Annotated in this window: 15 protein-coding genes; 4 read left to right on the top strand and 11 right to left on the bottom strand. The window is 38.9% G+C overall.

All coding sequences use genetic code 11. The features are described from left to right. Positions 1 to 93 precede the first annotated feature (93 nt). Together J0L69_03315 and J0L69_03310 are read left to right on the top strand one after the other, a co-directional pair. Entirely contained in the window at positions 94 to 1,242 is a 1,149-nt protein-coding gene (locus J0L69_03315) for a DUF2029 domain-containing protein (protein MBN8692196.1), read from the top strand. Positions 1,243 to 1,338: 96 nt separating this feature from the next. After that, positions 1,339 to 1,713: a hypothetical protein gene (locus J0L69_03310; protein ID MBN8692195.1), complete on the top strand. Its 375-nt coding sequence runs from the start codon at positions 1,339 to 1,341 to the stop codon at positions 1,711 to 1,713. Between the two features lie 33 nt (positions 1,714 to 1,746). Here J0L69_03310 and J0L69_03305 read toward each other — a convergent pair whose 3' ends face one another. Then, positions 1,747 to 3,696, bottom strand: coding sequence for an AAA family ATPase (locus tag J0L69_03305; protein MBN8692194.1), 1,950 nt, complete (start codon positions 3,694 to 3,696; stop codon positions 1,747 to 1,749). Positions 3,697 to 3,717: 21 nt separating this feature from the next. Here J0L69_03305 and J0L69_03300 point away from each other — a divergent pair, with 21 nt between their 5' ends. Then, on the top strand, positions 3,718 to 5,124 hold the full coding sequence (locus J0L69_03300) for an MBOAT family protein (GenBank protein MBN8692193.1): 1,407 nt from the start codon (positions 3,718 to 3,720) through the stop codon (positions 5,122 to 5,124). 170 nt (positions 5,125 to 5,294) lie between these two features. After that, positions 5,295 to 6,059 (top strand): hypothetical protein, encoded by a 765-nt coding sequence (locus tag J0L69_03295; GenBank protein MBN8692192.1) that lies wholly within the window; start codon positions 5,295 to 5,297, stop codon positions 6,057 to 6,059. Here J0L69_03295 and J0L69_03290 read toward each other — a convergent pair. The 10 genes from J0L69_03290 to J0L69_03245 form a co-directional block, all read right to left on the bottom strand. Beyond that, on the bottom strand, positions 6,048 to 7,256 hold the full coding sequence (locus J0L69_03290) for a glycoside hydrolase family 16 protein (GenBank protein ID MBN8692191.1): 1,209 nt from the start codon (positions 7,254 to 7,256) through the stop codon (positions 6,048 to 6,050). The two genes, J0L69_03295 and J0L69_03290, sit on opposite strands and share 12 nt — an antisense overlap. A gap of 1 nt (position 7,257) precedes the next feature. Further along, the gene (locus J0L69_03285; protein MBN8692190.1) at positions 7,258 to 8,142 is read right to left on the bottom strand and encodes a sterol desaturase family protein; all 885 of its coding nucleotides are present in this window, start codon (positions 8,140 to 8,142) and stop codon (positions 7,258 to 7,260) included. 62 nt (positions 8,143 to 8,204) lie between these two features. Next, complete coding sequence (locus J0L69_03280; GenBank protein MBN8692189.1) at positions 8,205 to 12,860, bottom strand: gliding motility-associated C-terminal domain-containing protein; 4,656 nt, start codon at positions 12,858 to 12,860, stop codon at positions 8,205 to 8,207. Between the two features lie 112 nt (positions 12,861 to 12,972). Beyond that, a complete protein-coding gene (locus J0L69_03275) occupies positions 12,973 to 18,048 on the bottom strand; it encodes a gliding motility-associated C-terminal domain-containing protein (protein ID MBN8692188.1) in 5,076 nt (1,691 codons plus the stop codon). A gap of 63 nt (positions 18,049 to 18,111) precedes the next feature. Continuing rightward, on the bottom strand, positions 18,112 to 19,356 hold the full coding sequence (locus tag J0L69_03270; GenBank protein MBN8692187.1) for a DUF4886 domain-containing protein: 1,245 nt from the start codon (positions 19,354 to 19,356) through the stop codon (positions 18,112 to 18,114). Positions 19,357 to 19,523: 167 nt separating this feature from the next. Next, entirely contained in the window at positions 19,524 to 19,961 is a 438-nt protein-coding gene (locus tag J0L69_03265; GenBank protein MBN8692186.1) for a hypothetical protein, read from the bottom strand. Between the two features lie 272 nt (positions 19,962 to 20,233). Then, entirely contained in the window at positions 20,234 to 21,154 is a 921-nt protein-coding gene (locus J0L69_03260) for a PorP/SprF family type IX secretion system membrane protein (protein MBN8692185.1), read from the bottom strand. 29 nt (positions 21,155 to 21,183) lie between these two features. Next, positions 21,184 to 23,868, bottom strand: a complete 2,685-nt coding sequence (locus J0L69_03255) for a D-alanine--D-alanine ligase (protein ID MBN8692184.1) — start codon at positions 23,866 to 23,868, stop codon at positions 21,184 to 21,186. Positions 23,869 to 23,976: 108 nt separating this feature from the next. Then, on the bottom strand, positions 23,977 to 25,398 hold the full coding sequence (locus tag J0L69_03250) for a T9SS type A sorting domain-containing protein (protein ID MBN8692183.1): 1,422 nt from the start codon (positions 25,396 to 25,398) through the stop codon (positions 23,977 to 23,979). A gap of 18 nt (positions 25,399 to 25,416) precedes the next feature. Beyond that, positions 25,417 to 26,001 carry a non-canonical purine NTP diphosphatase gene (locus J0L69_03245; GenBank protein MBN8692182.1) on the bottom strand — a complete coding sequence of 195 codons (585 nt, stop codon included), beginning with the start codon at positions 25,999 to 26,001 and terminating at the stop codon, positions 25,417 to 25,419.

Here is a 26,001-nt window from a genome sequence, read left to right as displayed (position 1 = left end):
AAATTTTGGTATATTGACCCATAAATATAATTCATTTTGAAAGCTCTTAATTACATATCAAATAATAAAACAATATGGTATTTATTAATGGTTTTGATATCACTAATTGTAACTTTTCAAAACCTTATTTTAGGCGAGAATCATTATTGGGGTGGCGTTTACACTTTTTACAACAATTACATAATTTTTAAAAGCTCATTCTTTTATCTAATTAGCGGGCAGAATCCTTATGATTATCATCTTGACAAGTATGCCGACCTTTTTAAGTATAGCCCTACGTTTGCTTTATTTATGGGATTATTCTATTATTTGCCTGATTGGTTAGGATTAAGTTTGTGGAATCTCTTAAACGGATTGATCTTACTTTATGCAATTACAACTATTCCAGGATTTTCAAACAAAAAGATGCTTTATTTACTGCTTTTTGTAATTATTGAACTTGTTTTATCCTTACAGAATTGCCAAACGAATTCGCTTTTAGCCGGCCTAACTATTTTATCCTTCACCTCAATGGAAAAAGGCAATGCAAGCGCTGCTGCTTTCTATATTTGCTGCGGAGTATTCATTAAAGTTTTTCTGATTGCAGCCTGTTTACTTTTCCTTTTCTACCCTAATAAACTACGGTCTGTTCTATACTTATTGATATGGTCAACACTATTCCTTCTCTTACCTGCAATCTTAATCGGATTCGATGACCTATTCAAACTTTACACGTATTGGCTCAAAACTATAAATGGCGACGTAAATGACACAATTGCATTGTATAAAGTTGGAGAAAGCTATAGCGTATATCGGTTTTTTGATGTTTTAGCAGGTTCCAAAGTAAATAAGACCTACATACTCACCGCTGGTATTTTACTTTTTCTTTTTCCATTGATTCAATTCAAAAAGCACACAAAATTTGGTTTTCGTTTATCTTTTTTGTGCCTTACGCTTATTTGGATTGTTATTTTCAATCATAAAGCAGAATCACCTTCCTATATTATTGCAATGACCGGTATTGGCATCTGGAGTTTGAGTCAAGAAAACAATCGATTTGCTGTAATATTATTATTTATAAATCTGCTCTTTACATCATTATTTTTTACCGATTTGGTGCCACAATTTTTAAAAAGCAATGCTGATAAAGCCATTATAAAAACATTTATGCCAAGCATAACATTTCTATTAATCGTATTCAATCTATATACAAACCATACTAGTAATGATACGTATAAAGAAGAAAATTTAAAGAATGAATAAATTTCGTAAATTAGATTAATGCGTTTTAAAGCACATATCCCGGTTTTACTCCTTGTGCTTCTTTTTACAACCTGTAAAAAATGTCCGGAAAACACATTGTGGTTTAGAAACCCCGAAAAAGTATTTAAAGGTGGAAGGCTGCAGTATCTAAAAGTTAACAACATTGATAGCCTTCCTTTTTTTAACTCATACTATGGGTTTAATATTAATAGTGAAATTATCGATTATGATAACAAAACAAATTACCTAGCCTCAATTCACTTCATAGGGAATATGACTATATTAAAAAAATCGGACAAAGTAGGGCTTTATTTACATCTAACAAGCGCGCCACAAAACAATAACAAGGTTACTGATTTTTCTATTTACAATTTTTGCGAATGGCAAATTCTGAAATATACAAAAACAGGAGAATTAAAACTTAAGACAGAAAAAAACGGTAAAACATATGAGGTGCTTTTTGAATATTAATACTTCTTAATGAAGAATACACTACCAAGAGCATCAATACAAAAACTCCCAGGCGGATTTGTAAAAATTATTTTTCTCGCAATACTCAATAAATGATTTATAGAAGGGGTGATTGCCCACGGTGGCGGTATCCATAATCACCACCAGTTTTTTTCTGGCGCGGGTTAAAGCTACATTCATCCTTCGGATATCACTCAAAAAACCAATCTCAGATTCCGTATTGCTTCTTACCAGAGAAATATAAATCACATCCCTCTCCTCTCCCTGAAAACCATCAATCGTTTTAACTGAAATATGGTCGATTGGTTTTCCTTCCATATTTTGCTCACTCAGTTTTTCTTTGAGTAATTCAATCTGCTCTTTGTAAGGTGATATAATTCCCACCGAAATTTTTTGCGCAGGGTACGAATAAGCATATTGCTCTAACAATAAATTTAAATGCTTGTATAATAAATCCGCTTCGCCGGTATTAAACAAACTGAGCGTCTCCGGATTTTGCACTTCATCAAAACTGCATCCCGCCGTATCAATCAACTCTACCGGCAACGACAACAAATCCGACTCTGATGTGGCATCCAATAAAACCTCCTTCACCGTAATATCAGCTTCTAATTCATTGTTGTAAAAATAAGCGTTACTGAAACTCATAATGGCATTATGCATGCGGTATTGTCGCGTTAACAAACTGGATACGCCCTCCAGCTTAATACATCTGTCCAACAACGTAATGTCCAATCCTTCTTTCTTTGCTTTAATGCTTTTTACCACAGGCGGCAACTGAAAATGATCGCCGCTAAAAATAACGCGGTTGCATTTTATCAATGGAATCCACACCATTGGCTCCAAGGCCTGCGATGCTTCATCAAAAAATAAAGTCTGAAATGTTTTCTTTTGCAATCCTCTGTTAGTAGAAGTAACAGGTGTGCAACATATCACCTGCGCGCTTTCAAATAAAGAATTTACTACGTGTTCTTCCAATAAACGCGCTTCCTTAATGCAGTTCTTCGCCTCTGCATAAAAAGCGGCACGCTGCGCGGCATCTTCTTTTCCGAACACTCGTTTATATTTTCCGGCCATACGGAAATACTCTTCCGCATTCTTGCGCAAATTTTTTATGTCTTTGTAATATTGGTGATTTTGAACTTGTCCGTCAACAGAGGAACTTATTAATTCTTCTGATATCCTGGCGGGATGTCCTACACGCAAAACGCTTATCCCCTGCTCCAATAGTTTTTCAGTGAGCAAATCAACAGCGGTGTTTGTGGGTGCGCAGACTAAAACCTGTTTCTCATTTTGTAATGTCAGGCGAATAGCTTGTACTAAGGTGGTAGTTTTTCCTGTGCCGGGCGGACCATGTATCACCGCCACATCATGCGCCGATAAAGCATGGCGAATGGCGCGGTTTTGTGATAAATTTAAATTAGGAATGAGAATAGATTCATCCGGCTTTTCAAATGAAGGATTCATTTCACCCTGCATGATTTCGCGCAACTCGGCCAATTTACTCCCGATAGCTATCGGGATCTTGGCATTGATAACAATATCCAATGCCTTTTGCATTTCAGTATAGCTGTTATCGTCAAACTGAATATTGATGCCTAATTTACCGTCATAAGCCCAATCGGGTAATTCCTCGCCATGCAAAATGATCAGCATTTTATTTTTTCCCGAACGCTTGATCGTACCCGTCATCTCATAGGTTTCATCCTTTTCCTTATTGGTAAACAGAGTTACATTTTTACCGGTGCTGAACTGATGTGCTTCATCTAAATGCGTGGTGCGCTCAACTTCGATCTGTAACAAATCGCCATAACCTAATTCCTGATTTAATATTTGAATGGGATACCAGGTGACACCATTCTTACGGCGCGTTTCAACATTCGCCTTTAAAAACTGCTCCTTATATTGAAAAAAATCCTCTTCACGTTCAATCAAAAGCAATTCCTTGAGTAATTTTAAATGCCGAATTGAGGGTGAATCCATATATTTGTTTAATAGCGAGAAATGATTTTTAACACCATAGAGTTTGTTATTTTCCTTTTAGTGGTTTTTGCCCTCTATTGGTCGTTCTTTAACAAAAGTAACACTCGTCAGAATATATTACTACTTTTTGCGGGTTATTTTTTTTACGCCTGGTGGAGCTGGAAATTCCTGTTTATGTTCATTGGCACTTCTTTAATTGATTTTTACGCTGCACAAAAAATTGAAAAACATCAAGAACCCGGCAAAAGAAAATTTTTTCTCATTCTTTCCATCACCGGAAATCTGAGCGTTTTATTATTCTTTAAGTACTATAATTTTTTTGTAACCGAATTCGCCAATCTTATCGGGAGTAATCCGGACAATTTAACTCTTCAGATTATTTTACCGCTTGGCATCAGCTTCTATACGTTTCAAGCGATGGCATACACTATCGACGTGTACCGTAGAACCACACCTGCAGAGAAAAATCTACTAACTTATTTATGTTACAGTAGCTTCTTCCCCCAAATGTTATCCGGTCCTATTGAGAGAGCGAATCACCTGATGCCGCAGTTTAACCGCCGAAGAGAATTTAATTACACGCAGGCAGCAAAAGGATTAGAATTAATGCTCTTCGGGTTTTTTAAAAAAGTGGTGTTGGCCGATAATCTGGCGGTAATTGCCGACAGAGGTTTTGCTTCTCCTGAAAATTATGGCAGCGGTGATTTAATTATCGCGACTTTATGTTTCACTTTTCAGATTTATTGCGACTTCAGCGGCTATACCGATATCGCCAGAGGTGTAGCTCGCTTATTCGGGTTTGAACTAATTAAAAACTTCAACAACCCTTACTTCGCACAAAACATCAATGAGTTTTGGAGAAGAAGACACATTTCACTCAGTACCTGGTTCAGAGATTACCTATACATTCCATTAGGAGGAAATAAGAAAAGTAAATTAAGAACTTCCATCAATATCATTTTTGTATTTGCAATTTCAGGTCTATGGCATGGTGCTTCAAGAACTTTTTTAGCCTGGGGATTGTATCATGGAATACTCTCTGCCTTAAATCGATTGTTCAGTTTTAAATTTGATTTGCCCAAGTCTTTTAAAATTATTTTTACTTTTCTGATTGTTGCGTTTGGATTAATATTTTTCCGAGCTGTTAATATGGAAAACGCCTATGAAGTGATGGGCAAAATATTCCACAGTGAATTTTCCTTGCTGAAAATATTTCTTGGTATCAGTCGGTTGAAATTATTTTTGTTGTTCACCGCCTTAGCCGTTGTATTTATATTGGAACGCCTAAACGAAATCAATCCAGGCTATTTTCAAAACCTCTTTGCGAAAAAATTAATTAAATATTCCGCTTACTATTACGCTGTAATTTTAATTCTGCTACTAGGCGTTTACGACAACACACCTAATTTTATTTATTTTCAGTTTTAATGAAGCGGTTTATAAAGAAAATACTTTTGTTTAGCTTGCCGATTATCGTCGGCCTGACTATCATTTTCTTTACAAATACCGATCGTGAATTTTGTTACAATTACATTAAGGGCGATTGCGACACAAGGGGTAAATTGTTTTATAAGCGTATAGAAACTAAATCAGTCGGAGTGGATTATTTATTTGTGGGCTCTTCTAAAACCATGAATGGCATCAACGACGGACTCATTGAAGATTCTCTAAATAAGTATAGCAAGAACAAATTGAAATTATACAACGCGGGGTATTGTCGGTTCGGGCGCAATCTGGATTTTTTATTGTGTAAAGAGTTTTCTAAAAACAATAATTTAAAAAAGATATTTGTAGAAGTGCGCGCTGATGAATCAACTACTTCGCATCCTATGTTTGCATTTTTAGCGAACAGCCACGAAATTTTACAAGGTATTCCTGCTTTAAACGGAAAAATAACTTCTGAAATTTACAATCATTCACTCATGAATTTAAATTACCTCCGTTGTGAATTAAACCTGGAGAAAAAAGAAAAAAACAAATACAAGCTCGAATTACACGGCTATAACAATATTGACCGTGTCATGGAAAAAGAATTACTCGAAGAGTTTTACAAGGAAGAATTAAATAAAAACAAAACGATTGATAAAGACGCTTTAGAATACCGCTATAGCCGTTTTTATCTTAGCCGAATAAAAAAATTATGTGATAAGAAAAACATCGAGCTTAATTTCATTTTTATGCCAAGCTTTGGTAACACTACCAAGTTGCCGGCATTTAAAGAAGAGTACGAGCAATGGGGTAAAGTAATTGTTGGTCCCGACTCTATTTTCAATAACAAATCTTATTGGAAAGACGTGGCTCATTTTAACACAGCGGGCGCAACTGCTTTCTCCAATTTTTTAGCTAAAGAATTAGCGCGTTAAATACACCTTCTCGGCTTTCTTCCCCTTGTACTCCACTTCAATTTTTAATCCTGGCTTAATACCATAAGGAATATCAAGCTCTCTATCAGAACCTGTTTTTTCAAAAATCACTTCTGTTCCCAATAAAAACTTCACTGTATAGGTTTCTTTTTTGGCTAAACCATTGCAATAAAGTTTAAAGGTATTTTGATCAGAGTAAACCAAAGAAACAAAAATACCATCCTTTTCATGATCCTTCTTTTTTCCATAGAGCATTTTAGGTTTGCTCTTCGCGTCGGTATTAGCAGGAGGCGCATTCTTATCATTGGCGTTTACAACTAAATGTGTTTCCTGCCCATCATCCTTTGTCCAAACTCTGATGTAATCAATTACCATTGGTTCGAAACTTGTATCCTCCTTTTCCGGGCCCGGATGAAACGGACCGTTATCATCCGCCACTGCTACATTCGCTACCAAATTTTTTGGTTTGTCAAATTTCACTTTAGAAACAGCAATACATCTTCCGTTCATATAATAACGTACTTCATCATTCTCCCACAAACCCGAAACAATATTAAATTCCTTATCCAAATCTCCATCCAATTTAATCCACCCGCCAAAACTTCTTTTTTGTCCGATAGGATTTCTCACCATATCACAACCCTGGCAATGTGTTTCAACGTGTGTTTGATTTTCTCTTTCTCCTTTTAACTCCATAATATCAATTTCTTCATTGGGAGTTCCGCCATATAACCAAAATGCCGGCCACAAACCTTTATCGGAAGGTGCTTTAAATTTAATCTCGAAATAGCCCTTGTTAAATTGTCGCTTGGATTGAATCATTCCGGCTGTATACTTATAATCGCGTTTATTTAACCCGTTAAATTTCTTGCCGCTCTTTATGGTATCATTATCATTCATCCAGTCTACCAATTTTGCATTCACGCTTTCTTTATTCACGTTAAGATATAGGCAGCCGTTTTTTAATTCGTGATTCTGCATGAAATCGGTATAATATTGTTGTTCCTTATTGGAAGCGATACTACGCGCCCAACCATACCAATGACTCCATTTATCGAGATTGATTTCCGATTCCGAAAATTCATCCCCGTCAGTGTAATAATATTGGATAACGGTATCCGCATTAATTTGCCACAACAGTTGCGAGAATGAATGACAGGAAATAAAAATTAAGCCGATAAATAATAAACGCTTCATGCTATTTGTTTTGGTGAAGTTCTTGTCTTAATTGCGTAGATGTTTTTGTGCTACCGTCATGACTCCATCCGGGAGGACCGAACACATACATTAATTTGTTTTTGAATGAAGTTTGCTTTTTGAGATCGTTGTAAATCGCTTTCCATTCATGAAACACCATAGTTAACGGATTATAGGTCCCAATGTTTTTAGTGAGTCCGTATTTCACGGGATCCTTATCATCTTCCGCCTGAAATGTGCCAAATAATTTATCCCATATAATTAAAAGCATTCCCATATTCTTATCTAAATACTGAATATTACTTCCGTGATGAACACGGTGGTGAGAAGGCGTTACAATGATGTACTCCAGAAATCCTAACTTCTTTATTGTTTGCGTATGAACCAAAATTCCGAAAATCTGCGTAGCAGCATACATGAACATAATATCAATTCCTTTAAAGCCCATTAAGGCTAAGGGAATAAAATAAATGAATCGATAGAGAGGTTGAAAAACGGAAGAACGAAATCCTACGGTTAAATTAAATTCTTCACTGCTGTGATGCGTAACATGCACCGCCCAAAAAAATCGACAGTAATGATCAATTCGGTGCAACCAGTAATACATGAAATCTTCGGCTAACAACAACACAGCCCAATACGCAATCACATTTTGAATTTCAAAAAACTTAAATTGAAAAAAATAATTGAGTACCCATAAGCAAACCCCTCGCAATACAATGTCTAACGTAAAGTTGAGAGCTGAAAGATAAATATTCGCCAAAACACCTTTGGTGCTATATAAATGTCTTTGCTTAAAATAGCTGTAAAGAATTTCACCACCGATAACAATGATGTATATCGGTGTGGTAATTAAAATTAAAAGGCTTTCCCTGAACTCTTGCATACTGGCACAAAATTAATCATTTATGTGCTTGTAAGAATAACGTGACCTACTAATAAAAGTCATTATTTATACACGGTAACATGACCGGTTTTACGATAGGCTTTCCCCGAGTCCATGGTGTACTCAAGAATGTACGCATACACATTATCATCTACCAATTTACCATTGAAGGTGCCATCCCATCCTTCCTCAAACTTATCGGATGTATAAATTTTCTGCCCCCAACTATTGTAGATACTAATGCTATATTTCTTAATACACTGAGGTAAAGTTACTATTTTGAAAACGTCATTTAATCCATCGGCATTTGGCGTGAATGTATTCGGAATAAACACAACACCCTCCGCACAACCAACAGTTACGGGCTTGCATAAGGTATCAGAACATCCTAAATTATTTCTTACGTACAAACAAGCTACGTATGTTCCTGGTTCTCCAAAGTAAACACTAGGCTCATAAGCACCTGTATTTGTTCCATTATTAAAATACCATTGGTGATATGTAAATCCTGAAGATAAATTCTGAAACTGAATAGCATTGAAATTATCATTTTGGTTATCCATAATCGCAAAATCCGCGTTTACTTTCGATACATTAACCGCAAATGTTTTTGTGTTCACACAAGAGCCTGTTGCGCCCACAACTGTATACGTTGTGTTTGAACTTGGTTTAACAGTCACAGTATTTCCTGTTGTTCCACCCGGTAACCAAACATAATCCGTTGCTCCAATAGCGCTTAACGTAGCTGATTGTCCTGCGCAAACGGTGATAACCCCACCCGGTAAAACTGTAATATTTAAAGCACTTGTTACACTTACTTGTTGAACTGCGGTTGATGTACATGAACCACTACCGGCCAATAAGGTATAAGTTGTCGTTACATTAGGAGATACTAAAATTGAATTGGCATTAATGTTACCAGGCATCCATGTATAAGATGTAGAACCATTTCCTGTTAAAGAAACTGAAGATCCGCTACACACTAATGGAATTCCGGAAGTTGTAATATTAATGGCCGGTGCTGTAATGGTGTAAATTGTAATCACTCCACTTGAAAAACACCCACCTGTGTTAGATACAACAGTATAATCTGTGTTGGTTAATGGCGTAACTGCTACTGTTGTTGAATTTACATTCATAGGAAGCCAAGTGTATGTTAGGGCAATACCATTAGCCGTTAATATTGTTGTTTCACCCGGACAAACAGAAGCGGATGAAGCGGTGATATTAATTGTTCCTGTTGCAGAAACAGTAATTGAAACGGTAGTGATAGCAGTGCATCCAAAAGCGTCGGTGCCGGTTAAAGTATAATCGGTATTAGCAACCGGACTAACAACTAACGACGAAGCAGAAATAGAACCCGGTAACCAGGTGTAGGTATTTGCTCCACCGGCTGTAAGCGTGGTTGTTTGTCCCGCACAAATAGATGTAACACCACTAACCGTTAATGTAGGAGGGCTGTTAACCGTTACAGTTGCAAAACCTGAAGCGCTGCAACTTCCTGCATTTCCTGCTACAGAATATGTTGTAGTTGTTGCAGGATTAACAATTATACTTGAGGTTGTAGCACCTGTACTCCAAGTGTATGTTGTAGCCGGACTTGTAGCAGTTAACGTAGCGCTTCCGCCCGAACAAATGGTTGGCTGATTAATGCTGATAGATACTGAGGAACCCACATCAATCGTTGCCGTTGCAATGGCTGTACATGAACCATTGGCACCAATTACTGTATAGACTGTAGTAGCTGCAGGATTATCTGTAAAAGAACTTCCCGTTGTTCCGGAAGGTAACCATGTGTAAGTTGCAGCGCCATTTGCTGTTAAGGTGGCTGTTTGTCCGGCACAAACCGTAGCATTGGTAACCGATAATGTAGCAGTGTTGTTGACCGTTATACTTGTTGTTGCGATCGCAGAACAACCATTTGCATCGGAACCGGTTACGGTGTAATCCTGACTGGCAGCAGGATTTACGTTAACAGTTTGTCCGATTAAGCTGCCCGGCATCCATGTATAGGTCGTTGCTCCTGCAGCACTCAATTGAACTTGTTGCCCCGAACAAATAACTGCATTGGAAGTTGTGGCTGTAACAGCCGGAAGAGGATTAACAACAACCGTTGCAACTGCCGATCCTGTACATGCACCGCTTCCGCCAATAACAGTATAAGATGTTGTGGTTGTTGGATTAGGTGTAATGCTTGAGGATACTTGAGCTGTACTCCACGTATAAGTTGAAGCTCCACTGGCTGTAATGGTTGCCGTACTTCCATTACAAATAGTAGCCGATGTAGCACTCACAGTTAAACTTGGTACAACATTCACTGACACTGTTGTGGAGTTAGTACAATTTCCGTTACTGCCTGTTACAGTATAAATTGTTGTTGCTGCCGGAGAAACTGCTATTGAGTTAGTAGTTGGTCCAGTGTTCCATGTATAACTTGTAGCACCGTTTGCAGTAATGGTCGCTGATTGGCCGGTACAAACAGTTGATGAATTTGCTGTTACTGTAGGAGAAGGAGAAATTGTTACTGTTGATGTTTGACTCGCATTACAAGCTCCGTTGTTTCCTGTAATGGTATACACGGTAGTTGATGCCGGATTTACAACGATCGATGATGTATTCGCTCCTGTGCTCCATGTATAATTTGTTACGCCATTCGCAGTTAATGTGGCGTTTGTTCCACTACAAATGGAAGAAGAATTAACTGTGATTGTTGGTGAAGGTAAAACGGATACTGTGGCAGTTATGGATGCTGTACAACTTGCAATAGTTCCTGTAACCGTATAAACTGTTGTTGCCGCCGGATTAACAACTATGGAGTTTGAAACAGCAGCTGTACTCCATGTATAAGTGGTTGCGCCATTAGCTGTCAAGGTAGCTGACTGAGAAGCACAAATAGAAGGGCTGTTGACCGTTAGTGTAGGTCCTGTTATGACAGTTATCACAGAAGGCACGCGATAGGTTCCGCCCTGACAATATCCTGCGTAAACTGTATAAGTACCTGGAGTTGTTATTACGGAAGTTGTAAACGGACTTCCCGTACCAATAGGGCTGCCGCCCGCAATAGTTGGGTACCATAAAATAGTAGCAGGTGCCGCATTTGTACTTGCATTTAATGTGGCCGCGTTATTAACGCAAATAGTAACCGCTGATGTTGCTGTAATAGTATTCGCTGTTGGGATTATTGAAGTTGAACCCGCGCCTCCCATTGTTGCGCCATTCGGAGGAAAATTTGTTCTAATCTGTCCGCTATTACCCGCAACGATTCCATTGGTGCCTCCGGTTACAGCCGTAACAGGAAGTGTATTTGTATAACCAACATATCCACCACCACCACCGGCACCAGGACCATAAGCCTCTGAATTAAAACATGGCGCACCAAAATTTTGATTTCCTCCTGCGCCACCACGCGCAAACAAAGCCGTTGGTGCAGTTAAGTTAGTAGTTCCAACAATATTTAGAATTACGCTACCTCCGCCTCCGCCGCCACCTGCGCCATCACGACCGGTACATGAACCTCCCGTAATTGTATTACCACCATTACCACCGTCTGCGAGAATTGTGCCTGCTCCCGAAATGTTTCCATAACACAACACATAAACCATACCACCTCCATTACCCGCCGGTGTTCCATAATTGTCATTTGAATCTCCGGCGCCACCGCCGCCTCCAATAAATAATTTTCCTAATGAATAATCTAACGGTCGGCCACCAAAGCCTCCCATGTTTCTGCGACCATCACCACCCCAACCTGCTCCGGGACCAGGACCAATCGTTAATGGGTTTTGATTGGAAGAAGAAAAAGAATAACCACCGCGTCCGCCACCAAAGGAAGTGCTTGTAGCGAAACCGGCAAATTCTAAATTCCATGCAGCATTAAATCCAGCTGTTGGGTTTCCCAATCCTGTATATGCCGCTATATTACCACCGTTAGATCCGCCACCACCACCTGCATTGTGTGATGTTCCGCCGCCGCCGCCATTAGCAATAGATCCTCTGCAAAAAACTCCTGAATATACTTTGTATCGAATGGTATCGCCTGCAATACTTTCTCCTTTGTAAGCACCTTCCACACCGCTCACATGTCCAAATTTTGTTGCACCGGCTAATGTTGAAGAGTTTTCTACGGCACCACCTCTAAATCCGGTACCACTAACATTGAATGATGGAGTTGACGTGAGTGTTACATTTCCTTCCGACTCTACAACAACAACACCTCCGGTAGTTCCATTCCAATTCGGACAAGTAATAAATCCACTGGTGATACTAAGCGATGAATAACGCGGTACACGAATAACTTGCACTTTACCCGCAGCGGTATAGTTTTTTTGAAGCGCACAATCTAAACTAAAAGATGTTGCACTTAAAACAGCGTTAATTTGAGCGAATTCATAATTCCCTGCATTGTTATAATTCGTAATTGCACCGTACGTAGTGTTGGTAGGAATAGAACTGTTAAAGTCAGGGAAAATTGTATCACGTCCGCAGTTCACACTCGCCCCCTGCATTTGAATAATCATGATTAAATCACCAATCGCATAACCCGCGGTGCTTGCAACAGAAATACTTGTAGCGCCGGTATTAGCGTTAGCGGTTAATGCTGTATAAGCATTTACAATTGTATTTGCTGCAGTAATGTTACCTGCACCATCCTTTCCACGTTGCGCGGAAAGTGACATTGTGATAAAAGCCGATAAAAAATATAGAATATATTTTTTCATTTTGCCTTGCTAATTTACCCAATTAAATGCTTTTAATAAAACCGTCCAATTGAGAAATAGCTCGTTTATACTTTTTTTTAACCTTATAATAATATTGAGATTGAATTCCTACTTATCTAAACAAGGACACATAACCCTTTATTTCCTCCGATTTTCCATCGATAGTACTGTATTTTATAATATAGAAATAAGAGCCTGCAGGGGCTGCCACCCCTGCTGTTGTATAACCATCCCAACCGCCGCCAATTCCATCCCATTCATACATTCTTAAGCCCCAACGATCTAAAATTGTGCAATGGAAACTTGAAACCCCCGTACCACTTGCCTTAAACACATCGTTTATTCCATCAGCGTTTGGTGTAAATACATTTGGAATATTGATGCTGATGGGCTGAATAACATCGATACATTTCGTTAGTGAATCGGCACAACCTACACTATTGGTTGGAGTCACCATTTTTATGCAATAAGTTCCTCCGGTATTGAAAATGTGAGTGGGATTAATGACATTAGAAACAGTGGTTCCGTCTCCAAAATTCCAATTACCGGAATTTCCATAACTGGTAATGCTAACCACGGAACCTGGAGAGTGTTGTGTACCTACTACATCAAAACTTGCTGAATTTACCGGTAAAAATGAAATTGTAATTACAGTATTTGTTGATGAAACACAACCTGTGCTGAATGTTCCTGTTGCGTTCACAGTGTATACTCCGCTGGCAGCATAACAATGTACGCTATTTGTAGATGTACCCGTTGCATCACCATAATCGAAAGTTACAGGATTATAGCCATTGGTCACCGAGAAAGTTGTACATGAACCTGGACAGAACGGATTTGGATTTAAGACCTCCATGGTAAATGCAGGTGCTGAATTAACGGTTACCGTTGTTGTTAAACTTGCCAAACAATTTCCATTGGCGCCATCTAAAGTATAAGTTGTCGTAACACTTGGCGTAACCAGTATCGATGATGTATTCAATCCGCCCGGTGTCCAGGTGTAGTTAGTTGCACCATTTGCTGTTAATGTGGCGGAACCACCGCAAATCGTAGGGCTGTTAACCGTTAGTGTTGGTGTTGGCGTAACGGTTACGTCAGCACTAGCGGTATTATCACATCCATTAGAAGTTCCTATAACAGTGTAATTTGTACTCGTACCCGGGTTCACGACAATTACAGAACCGCTTGAGCCGGAAGGCAACCAGGTATAGGTTGTTGCTCCGCTTGCAGTTAATGTAGCAGATTGTCCCGAACAAATAGCAACACCTGCTAAAGAAACGGAAGGAACTGAATTAACTACCACTGTTGTAGAACCTGAACCATTACAAACACCGGCACTTCCGTTAACAGAATAAGATGTTGTAGTGCTTGGTGTAACAACAATGGTGGATGTATTCGCACCTGTATTCCAAGTGTAGCTGGTAGCGCTGCTTGTGGCTGTTAAAGTCACGGATTGTCCTGCACAAATGGTAGGACTATTGATACTCACTGATAATGCAGCGCCTACGGTTACTCCAACTGTTGATGTTGTAACGCAGATACCATTCGCTCCATTTACTGTATATGTCGTATTGGCAGCCGGTGCTGCTGTAAATGTTGCGCCGGTTCCTGCGCCCGGATTCCATGTATAGGAGGTTGCACCACTTGCTGATAATGTTGCGGTTTGTCCGGTACAAATTGTGACAGACGGAATGCTTAAGGTTGGCGTTGCGGTAACAGAAACTGTTGCTGAAGTTGTGTTTGTGCAACCGGCAGCATTACTTCCGGTGATTGAATAAGATTGGGTAGATGTAGGACTAACGGTCACCGAACTGCCGCTTAATCCACCGGGGTTCCATGTATACGTTGTGGCTCCACTAGCTGTAAGTGTTGCTGTATTTCCGGAACACAACGAAGCATTAGCAACGGCTACTGTAGGATTAGGGCTCACTGTAACTGTAGAGGTTTGAACACCACTACATGCACCAACTGAACCGCCGATTGTATAACTTGTAGTTGAAGATGGATTAACTGTAATACTTGATGAATTGGATCCTGTTGACCAAGTATACGTTGTTGCGCCACTTGCTGTTAAGGTTGCTGTTTGTCCCGCACAAATACTTGGATTGTTTACTGCAATTGAAATCGCTGAACCAATATTTACACTTACGGTGCGTGTATTCGTACAATTGCCATTGGCTCCTGTTACTGTATACGTTGTATTTACAATAGGAGAAGCAGTAAAGGTTGAACCGGTACTTCCACCTGGATTCCATGTATATGTAGTAGCGCCACTCGCTGTAAGAGTTGCCGTTCCACCGGGACAAATAGTCGTAGATGCTGCAGCAACTGTTGGAGTAGTTGTAACTGAAACCGTTGTCACCGTATTTCCTAAGCAAGATAAAGAACTTGTCGCCGTAATCGTATATGATTGATTGGAAGTCGGACTAACGGTCACCGAACTGCCGCTTAATCCGCCGGGGTTCCACGTGTAGGTGGATGCGCCACTAGCTGTTAACGTTGTGGTTTGTCCGCTACAAACAGTCGGAGAATTTACACTCACCGTTGGATTTGGATTCACAACGATACTTGTTGTTCGAGTATTTGCACAAGTACCATTACTTCCCGTTACTGTGTAATTTGTTGTTGTTGTTGGAGAAAGTGAAACGGTTGATGTGGTTGGTCCTGTACTCCATGTATAGGAAGTAGCTCCACCTGCCGTTAAAACCGTTGATGCACCCGAACAAATCGTTGCCGAACTTGCGGTTACTGTTGGTGTCGGTGCAATCACTACAGATGTAGTTCGAGTGTTGGAACAGGTACCGTTATTTCCCGTCACCGTATAATTAGTTGTAATAGTTGGAGAAACAATAATGGAAGAAGTCGTTGCGCCTGTACTCCATGTATAGTTTGTAGCCCCACCCGCAGTTAAGGTAGCTGATTGTCCTGAACAAATGGTAGCAGTGGTAGATGTCACACTAGGTAAACTGTTTGTAGTAACTGAAGTAACTAACGTAGATGTACAAGAGCCATTACTACCGGTAACAGTGTAATTTGTGGCAACTGTTGGCGAAACAACAATAGAAGTTGTTGTTGCTCCGGTATTCCAAGTATACGTTGTTGCTCCGCTTGCTGTAAGCGTAGCGGATTGTCCTGTACAAATACTTACCGGTGTTGCCGTTAAATTTGGAGCCGCTAGTATTACCACATCCGTAGTTCTTGTTGCAGCACAAGTAGCAAGTGTTCCACTAATAGTATAAGTAGTTGCCACTGTAGGTGAAACTACAATAGAAGAAGTAGTTGCTCCGGTATTCCATGTATAAGTTGTAGCCCCACTCGCAGTTAAGGTGGCTGATTGCCCCGCACAAATAGAAGGACTGTTAACTGTTAGCGTTGGGCCGGTAATTACTGTAATTACCGATGGCACGCGATACGTTCCTCCATCACAATATCCGGCATATAAAGTGTAAGTTCCAGCCGTTGCGAAAATTGGTGTTACAAAAGGTGAGCCTGTTCCAATCGGAGAACCTCCCGCTGCAACATTATACCAGTTAATAGTCACTCCTGTGGTAGTGGTACCGGCCGTTAGTGTTGCTGTATTATTAACACAAATAGTTGTGGTAGGTGTAGCTGTAATGGTTCGCGCAGCTACCAATGTGCCTGTTGATCCTGCTCCACCCCGTGTTGCACCGTTAGGAGGAAAATTAACGCGTATCTGACTTAGATTACCCGTTACAATACCGGTAGTACCTCCATTAATTGCAACAACGGGTAATGTACCGGTAACACCAACATAGCCTCCGCCTCCGCCGGCACCCGGACCATAAGCATCTGCACTGGTACATCCACCACCAAAATTAACGGTTCCACCACCTCCGCCTCTTGCGAAAATTGCGGTAGCCGCTGTTAAGTTGGTTGTTCCCACTACATTTAATATAACGGTTCCCCCACCTCCGCCACCTCCGGCGCCATCACGACCTGAACAAAATCCACCGGTAGCCGTATTATTACCATTACTACCATCAGCAACTATTGTTCCTGCTCCACTCAAATTTCCATAACATAAAATATAAACCATACCTCCGCCATTACCGGCAGGCGTTCCAAATCCATCATTCGCATCACCGGCACCACCACCGCCACCAACAAATAGTTTACCTGTTGAATAATCTAACGGTCGGCCACCAAAGCCTCCCATTTTTCTTCGGCCATCACCGCCCCAGCCTGTACCTGGACCCGGAGGAGAAGTATTTGGGTTTTGATTATTTGATGAAAACGTATATCCACCTCTTCCTCCACCGGAAGATGTGACTGTTGAAAATCCGGGAGATTCTAAATTCCAAGCAGTAGCCCAAGTTGGATCAGGATTACCATAGGCTCTATATGCCGCAACTACTCCACCGTTAGCTCCACCGCCACCGCCTGCATTGTGCGAAGTGCCACCTCCGCCTCCATTCGCCATGGCACCGCGACAATATAAACTTGCGAGTGGTCGGTAAACACCTGTATCACCCGCTATACTTTCACCTTTATAAGCACCTTCTACACCCGATATATGTCCGAATTTATCAGCACCCGCAAGCGTAGAAAGATTTTCTACGACACCACCTCTGAATCCACGGCCTGTAACACTAAATGATGGCGTTGCGGAAAGTGTTGCATTCGACTCAACCTCAACAACAGCAATTGCTCCAACAGTACCATTCCAAGCAGCTGCACCAATGTAACCTGCTCCGCTAATGTTTAAAGTTGTATAACGCGGAACGCGCACAATTTGACAACGACCGGTTTGAGTATAATTAAATCTTAAGCCGCAATCGAGACTAAAAGACGTGCCGCTGAGAATAGAATTGATTTGAGCAAATTCATGATTACCGCAATTATTATAATTAGTAATGTATCCGGATGAAGTGTCTGCAGGCACAGAACTGCTGGCGTCAAACCAAGGAGGAGTTGCGCCGCCATTTGTTGTGTTAACACTTGCACCTTGCATTTGAATAATTATGATCAAATCACCAACAGCGTAGCCTGCGGTACTTCCTACCGAAATAGTAGTATTTCCAACATTAGCGTTGGCGGTGAGAGGTGTATAAATATTGACGATGGTATTAGCAACAGTTATATTACCTGCGCCATCTTTTCCGCGTTGCGAGAACGCAACAAAGGATAAGAATAAAAAAACTAAACTTAAAGTACTCGATTTTTTCATTGAGAACTAATCTGATTTATAAGAGACTAATATACTAAAAACTAATCGAATTACCTCTATAAACTACTCGTCAGTCAATACGATTTTCCTGGAAAAATAGCGTTCGCCGGATTTTAAGTTAACGATATAAATTCCTTCAGAAAACGTACTAAAATCAAATAATTCGCGCTCACCAATTGCTTTTTCATCGACTAATTGCTTCCCCTCCATAGAACTTAACGTAACATAAAGAGCTTGCGTTGGGTTGAGATTACTTATTTCAAGTGTTTTTTTATGGGTTCGGATGCTAAAAGTTTCGTTAAGACCTAATTCCGATATGCCTGTCAATGAAACAGTCTTGATTATACTATCGGATTTGCACTGATTTGTTGATTTTAACTGCACAGTGTAGGTGCCGGCACCCGGAAAATTGTAAGTGGGGTGTTTCAAATTACTCCCAAAAGACCAGCTAAAACTATTCGAATTTTTAGATTGATTAGTGAACTGGCAATTAAAGGCTGAAGTAATTGAATAGGAAAAATTAGCAGTCGGAAAATTGGAGCCCAAATTCCAAACACTCACACTGTCTAAAACAGTTTGAGATGAAATAGTTTGAATATTGGTCACATCAGTTGAAGGCAATGAAGGATTGTATGTAGATCCAACACATGTTTTCTTGAATATAGAAGAATAAAAAACACAAGCGGCCAAATAAGAGCCGTGTAAACTCGGGTGACTTTCATCCGGTTGATATAAATCGATGGTTGGATAACTGTTTCTGAAATTTTTCCACGCAACACCAACCGGTGCAACTGAAGTTTTAAAACTATCGCTAAACATCATATAGCTTTCGCGTAATCGCGCTTGCATACCAATGTAAGTGCACACCGGTGCGTAGCTCGCGCAATTTGAAGCATCTCCGTTTTTCCGTCCCCAGGTCATATAAAACATGATTTCAGTACACGGGTTATTGGCGCGAATACTATCGCATAATCTTTTGGCAAAAGGATACGTTTGACTCATCACTTGTGATTGAGAAAAAGAAGGTTCTTGACTTTGCGCTTGAAGAATGACAACATCCCACTGCTGAGATTTTATTTTTTGCAGAGTAGTTGCGTCTTGTGAGTGCATGTTGAACGTATAACCACCGGGCGTATTGGAATCATAAATAACAGTATCGGATTTTGAGAGAGCTATATCGGCAACTAACTGTGGTAAATTATTGACGTAGGTATAACTGTTTCCAATAAATAAAACTTTTTTCTTTGTTTGAGCTAATAAGTTCAGGCAAAAAGAAAATGATATAAACAGATAAATTACTTTTCTCATTCTATAAAATTAAATCTAAATAAGTGTAGATAACGGTTGCAGAATAAATCTTAGGCTGTATTCGCTCAATGAAAGGTATAAAAACAAAAAATCCTCCGATTTCTCAGAGGACTTTTTGAACCAAAGCAAAATTGCTTAACCCTTAATTATAACAATCTGCTTACTCCTTAGTTTAATTTGAAAGGAGGAATTTTACCTTCTTTCATTAACTGTAAACTTTTCTTTTTATGTTCTTCGAAATTACCGAATGCCAAAGCATCTAGCATTTCCTGACGTGACATATTTGGATTGCCGAATTGCTTGCGGATTTCATCCGAGCAACGATCAACATACTTTTCAAATTTTGCGGGTGCCCACAAATATTCTTTCTTTGCAGCTTCCTTATCGAATTTAAATTCTTCCGGTAAACCACCTTCAATTTTAGATTTGATTTCTAAACCTTCGTAAATTTTTGGTAATTGACGGTTATCAAATAAAAATGGTTTTGAAATCATGATCACATGCTTTTTACGCTTAGGATCAATCATTGATAAACCTTCAATACGCAAACCTTTTTTCTTTAAAGTGTTGTACTTACTCTCGAAGTTTTTTAGAATCTCAAACATGGCTTTTTTGACTTATCAACAAAGATACGGCAGGAAATTGTTAATAACTCATGCATTTAGACGAAGGATTGGACTCAAAACGATGAAAAACAGTGAAAAAGCTGTTTTTAACTTGTTAAAATACAGTTAATTGAGATTTAATAAAATACATAAAGTATTGACTATCATAGTTTTAAAAGTTAATGAATAAGAATGAATTGTTCATTTCGCTTTTCTTCAACTTTTAGATGAATCGCTATTAGGCTCGATGAATATGCATACAAAATGGAGTTTTACCACCTTTCCATGTCAAGGAGTTGGCCTCTTTCCTCCTTATTTCGGAGATTAAAAGATGCTGATAGTTCCCAAGAGCCGGCTGTATTTCCTGATAATTTACTCACAACAACATCATAACCCAATTGCAATGAAAAATATTTTTGTCTGTAACCACTTCGTAATACAATTCCATCCAAATTTTTATACGCGGCGCCTAGCAACCACGAGTTAAACAATAAAAAATTACCCCCTACTATTAATACATTAGCATTATTTTGATTTTGATAGTTAAGCTGCGCCTGAAAAATATTCTTATCATTAAAATATAAATTATAAGAAAGGTAACCGGAGAAACGAACCGGTAACTTACTTACACCGAGAAATCCTTCATCGGGTTGTGTAAAATGAAAAGCAGAAAACCCGACATAGAAATGCCTATAGTAAAATAACAATCCTGCAGAAAAGTCCATATTGGATTTACGCGCAATAGGTGGTAAACCAGTTAATGGAGTTATCACCCCTGATTCGATCCAATCACCAAAGTTTAATTTAGTACGATCCAATGTTCGTGTAAAATAACCTAACTGAATAGAAGGAATTAATTTTCCCTTTCCATTAAATAAATGGATGTGTTGAGCATAAACCAAATGAAATTCATCGCGCTTAAAAAGTCCATCATTAATATCATCATGCAAATAAATAAAAGCCAATCCACTTTTTGACTTTTTTATAAAAACGTCGGTGGCGTTGTAATACGTAATATAATTAGCTGAAAGTGTTGGCCATTGATTCCTATATAAGAATTGGTTTCTTATCAATCCATTTGTTCCAGCAAAGGAAGGATTTGTATAAATTAATGATTGATTGGTGTTAAAGAAAAGTGGATCCTGCGAAACAACATTAAGAGAAAGAAGCAATACATATATAAGTGATAGCATTCTCATGTCTATCAAATATACAAAATCAATTACGCCTTCGCAAAACGCTTTTGTCCGAAATCCAATATTCTATCAATAAACTCGTAAGGTTTATACTGATTGATGGCTGCCTGATGATAAATACAAGTGGCAGGTGTCATACCCGGTAATGAATTTACTTCTATAAAAATAACTTCAGCACGCGGACCATCAAACACTCTTACAAACGCATCGATACGACAATAACCTTGCACGTTTAATGCTTTAGCAGCACCACCTAAAGCTTGCTTTACCTGATCGGAAATCAGCTGTCTTTCTTTAACATCCTTGGCATAACGAGCCGGTGTAATGTTTTGTCCTTGTCCCGCTAAAAACTTTTCTTCCAAACTTAAAATGTCTCCTTCCGCTAAGGCTTCCGATGCTTCAAAAACTTCGTATTCTAATTCTCCTTTAGCATTAAACTTAGTAAGCATGCCTCCGGTAATTTCTAAAAAGTGCTTGGCGCCATTTTTTGAAATCAGTTCTTCCACCAAAATAACGGTTTTGATTGGAAACTCTTCTTTTGGTTTAATGTGTAATGTCTCTGCGGCTTTTAAATCCAAATCTTCGCTTGCGCGAAACATTAATGTTGCAAATGCTTCAAATTCTTCGAAGGATTTTATTTTTTTCACTGCACTGCTACATCCGTCATCAACCGGTTTTGCAATAAATGGATATTTGTAATCATTGGCTAATACAGTTTTCAAATTCTCCTTATTTTTCTTCCAATCATCCGCCGTAATGAGCATATGTTTTGCAACCAAAAAACCATTCTTCATCAAAATCTCATTGGTACGGTATTTATCGATGGTAATTTCAGAACTGCTCTTATCAGAACCGTTATACGTTAAACCAACAGCCTCTAGTTTTTCCTGAACAGAACCATCTTCACCCGGACGACCATGTAAAGCAATAAATACCTGCTTCACTTGCTTCGCCAAATCAGAATAGGTTAGCAATTGCGGGGCTTCTAAATTGGAAGCAGAAGAATATTTTTCAGTTACGGTATTACATTCTTTTATAATCTGATTGATGATAGGATGAACCTTATAGTTGTTTATTTTCTCTTTGATATCATCTGCATTATCCTTCAACAATAAATTAATCGGCAATTTATACATGAGGTGATTATCATGATCACCTGTTAAGAAAACAGGAATTGGCGCATACTTCTCTGAAGAAGCCAACTTCTCATAAATGTTTCGTCCGCTCTCTACAGAAATATGTCGTTCGGAAGAATAACCACCTAAGATAACTGCTACTTTTACTTTATTACTTCCTGCCGATTTTTCATTCTTAATGCTTTGATCTAGCTGCTTTAAGTGTGCATCATAGATTCTTGCACCTTTTGAATTTTTAATGCGCTTTGCCAGCGAAGTCCGTATTATATAAGTTAAAAACTGCGAAGGATTCAATCCGATTTCCGCTGCCTGATGAAAGAAAAAAGAGGAAGGCATCATGCCTGAAGTTGTATTCGGATCATTCAAAAATATTTTCCCATCCTTACTTAAAAAACCATCAATACGTGCGTATACATCGAAATTAAGGGCGTAAAACAACTTTTCGCACTCTTTTCGAATGGCATTGATTTGCTCATCCGGCAAATCAATTGGTGTAATCTTGCGCGAAAGTCCCGGCATGTATTTACTGCGGTAATCAAATAGCTCTTTACCTTTTCGTATTTCGGTAGGTGGAAGCGCGATTGCTTTTTCATTTTCATCTTCCAAAACAATGCAACTAAATTCCTTTCCATCAATGAACCCTTCAACTAAAACTGTGCTTTCGCCATCTAAACTTTCCAGTACACAACCTTCTTTTGATTTTAAATGTTTATTCAGGCTTTCAATTAAAGTATTTGGGTCATAAACTAACTCTTCATTATCAATTGATATTGGTAATCCAATGCCTTCACGGATATCCGTTAAATGCCGTACAAAATCTATCTTCTCACGCTCATTTAATTTATTCCATTCTGTTGCGTCGATCCATTTTGTAAATAACGCCTTTTCAACGGCCGACATAAATTCCACTTCATTATCCTTCATTAAAATGGTCACGCCAATGGATGATCCTTGATTAGCAGGCTTAATTACCATTGGGAAACCAATCTCTTTTTTAGCCTTATCCCACACGCCTTTACACTCGCCCTTTATCCACGCATTTCTATCAATTGTAAAAAATGAAGGAGAATTAAATCCGGCTTGCACCATCAGCTTTTTTTGCACGGATTTATCAATGCCAATAGCTGAAGGTAAAATGCCGGAGCCTGAATAAGGAATACTTAAATATTCGAATAAACCTTGTATGCGGCCATCCTCGCCATAAGGACCATGCAAACATAAAAACGCAAAATCAATTAAGGACTTGAGTTCATCCACTTTTACTTTCTTACCAATTTTAGAAATCAATTCGTCTTGTTGTGCCACCGAGAGATTTCCCAAATTCTCTGCGTAAAATTGAAACTCTGAATTGTTAGCCGGTAAAAATTCAACCGGCGGATAGAAATCACGAACAGTACCCTTGTAAACAAATTGCCAATCGAGTAATACAAAATTTCCGAATGAATCTACAAATAAAGGAATCGCTTCAAAAATAGATTTGTTCAAGTTATCGTAAACAGTACGGCCGCCGGCAAAAGAGATTTCACGTTCTTTAGAGCGACCACCAAAAATAATTCCGACTTTTAATTTTGACATAAGTTCAATAGCGTATTAAGGGCATAATTCTGCCTCATTAAATTTCAAGTTTTAAATGCTGGATTTTTGGGTACGAGAAAAGAAGTAATTAACGGACTAATTAACAATTTAGTCCTTTACAAACCTTTGATGGAAACAATTACCCTTAACATTAATCTCAATAATGTAAATTCCGGAAGGTAATGCACTCACATCAATGGATTTGTCTACTATACCTGTCATGCAAATTTGACCTACCGCATTCATCACTTTATACTGAAATGAACCTTGCTGTACAAACCATTGTGATTTTATAAAAAGTTCATTTGATACAGGGTTTGGATACAGTGCACCCTTCCCATCATTTTCCAATTCGCTGATTCCAACCGTACAATTGTTGTTATAAGTAATTATTTTGGTGCCTCCCCAATTGGCATAAAAGGGAATTCCCGTTATTAGGTAAGATACATAGATCTGATTTTTATACCTTCCAATTCCCCAACTTCCAAGACTATCTGTTGGTATTCCGAATCTTGAACATGAATCAGGCAAGGAAGGATTTGAAACATTAACGGCAAACAGGTCACTTCTTCCCGCGCTCATGAAAACCAAATTACAATTGTTGTCAAATTCAATTTCGTTGGTATGTCCAATGCTATTGACCCAGTTATTAGAAGAAGTTTCGCACTTCCATGGATTCCACCATCCTATTTGTGTAATATTTGAGGTATCTTTTACATTAAGAATTTCCATGCCGCAATAATCTGCAGCAACATAAACCAGCGTATCATTCAAGATTAGATTATTGTATGCGCGTGCTTTGTTAATGATGGCCGGATTTGAATACTTACCGGTTTCTTTCAAAGATAACTTGTTCGTTGCATCAATCACACGAACACCTCCTGCGTCATAACTTAAGTAAAGAACATTGCTTTTAGCAACAATTTGCCGCGCATTAATTTTGAGTAGTTCCGAGCCGTTGGGATTTGGTTTTGGAAAATGAACACTTGGTTTAAATACCGAAACAAAAGCAATGTTAGATTTATTGCTGATATCAAGTACAATTACTCCATTTTGCATCGCAGATAAGTAAGCGTAATTACCTTCAATGGCGACATGACCTGCACCACTTGTTGCGTTATAGGTATAGGTAGAGGTTACGGTTGGTGACGCAGGATTACTAATATTAACAATTGCCATTCCTGATTTTTGCGCCGTTGCACTAAAATGATCACCCAAGGCTAGATATAAATAATTCCCACTCTGCGTACAATTCATGACATGCAAATTTTGCAATGAAGAAATGCCAATTGTTGCAACCAAAGTTGGAGAAGTAACTGTACTAATATTGTAAATTATCAATCCACTTCCCTTCGCGCATACATATAGAAACGGCTTTAATGCTGCGGTGTCTCGTCTGGCCGTTAGGTTAATTTGCAATGTTGGAAAAGTCATAGGGATATCCTTTTGCAATTGAAAATTTACGGGTTGAACACATTGCGAGATGGCAAACTCATAAATAAAACAAAAATAGATGAGGAATTTTTTCATTGTTGTTTTACCTACAATTTACGATTTATTCTGAGCTTTCAAAAATTCATTCATTTTTGAAACCGCAATAGCCCGGTGCGAAATTTGATTTTTTTCCTCGGCTGTCATTTGGGCAAAAGTTTTGGTATAACCTGCGGGAATGAAGACGGGATCGTAGCCAAAACCATTAGTCCCTATGGGTTGTTGTGCAATCGTGCCCTCAATTATTCCCTCAAACAAATATTCTTTACCATCCAAAATTAAAGCGATAACCGTTCTGAAGCGGGCTTTACGATTTTCAATGCCTTCCAGATTTTTTAAGAGCTTTGCGGTGTTTTTTTCATCACTTTTTGGTACGCCTGCATAGCGCGCTGAAAAAACACCCGGTTCATTGTTAAGCGCTTCGACTTCAAGACCGGAGTCATCGGCAAAACAATTTTTGTTGTATTTGTTATAGACGTGCTTTGCTTTTAGGAGGGCGTTACCTTGGAAGGTAGTGGCTGTTTCCTCAATATCATCATTGCAATTGATGTCTTTTAAACTAACTATTTTTATCGCTGTACTGACTACCTTCTGAACTTCGGCAGCCTTGTGAGCGTTGGCGGTTACAAAGACTAATTCCAT

This window comes from Bacteroidota bacterium (genome assembly GCA_017303905.1).
GTDB lineage: Bacteria > Bacteroidota > Bacteroidia > B-17B0 > Aurantibacillaceae > JAHEYG01.
Note: the sequence above shows the minus strand (reverse complement) of the source record. Positions and strands in the feature narration are given on the sequence as shown.

Bases quoted from the DNA above. Each gene is read 5' to 3' on its own strand.
- J0L69_03305 (MBN8692194.1), bottom strand. From the start codon at position 3,696: ATGGATTCACCCTCAATTCGGCATTTAAAATTACTCAAGGAATTGCTT.
- J0L69_03300 (MBN8692193.1), top strand. From the start codon at position 3,718: ATGATTTTTAACACCATAGAGTTTGTTATTTTCCTTTTAGTGGTTTTT.
- J0L69_03290 (MBN8692191.1), bottom strand. From the start codon at position 7,256: ATGAAGCGTTTATTATTTATCGGCTTAATTTTTATTTCCTGTCATTCA.
- J0L69_03285 (MBN8692190.1), bottom strand. From the start codon at position 8,142: ATGCAAGAGTTCAGGGAAAGCCTTTTAATTTTAATTACCACACCGATA.
- J0L69_03280 (MBN8692189.1), bottom strand. From the start codon at position 12,860: ATGAAAAAATATATTCTATATTTTTTATCGGCTTTTATCACAATGTCA.
- J0L69_03275 (MBN8692188.1), bottom strand. From the start codon at position 18,048: ATGAAAAAATCGAGTACTTTAAGTTTAGTTTTTTTATTCTTATCCTTT.
- J0L69_03270 (MBN8692187.1), bottom strand. From the start codon at position 19,356: ATGAGAAAAGTAATTTATCTGTTTATATCATTTTCTTTTTGCCTGAAC.
- J0L69_03265 (MBN8692186.1), bottom strand. From the start codon at position 19,961: ATGTTTGAGATTCTAAAAAACTTCGAGAGTAAGTACAACACTTTAAAG.
- J0L69_03260 (MBN8692185.1), bottom strand. From the start codon at position 21,154: ATGCTATCACTTATATATGTATTGCTTCTTTCTCTTAATGTTGTTTCG.
- J0L69_03255 (MBN8692184.1), bottom strand. From the start codon at position 23,868: ATGTCAAAATTAAAAGTCGGAATTATTTTTGGTGGTCGCTCTAAAGAA.
- J0L69_03250 (MBN8692183.1), bottom strand. From the start codon at position 25,398: ATGAAAAAATTCCTCATCTATTTTTGTTTTATTTATGAGTTTGCCATC.
- J0L69_03245 (MBN8692182.1), bottom strand. From the start codon at position 26,001: ATGGAATTAGTCTTTGTAACCGCCAACGCTCACAAGGCTGCCGAAGTT.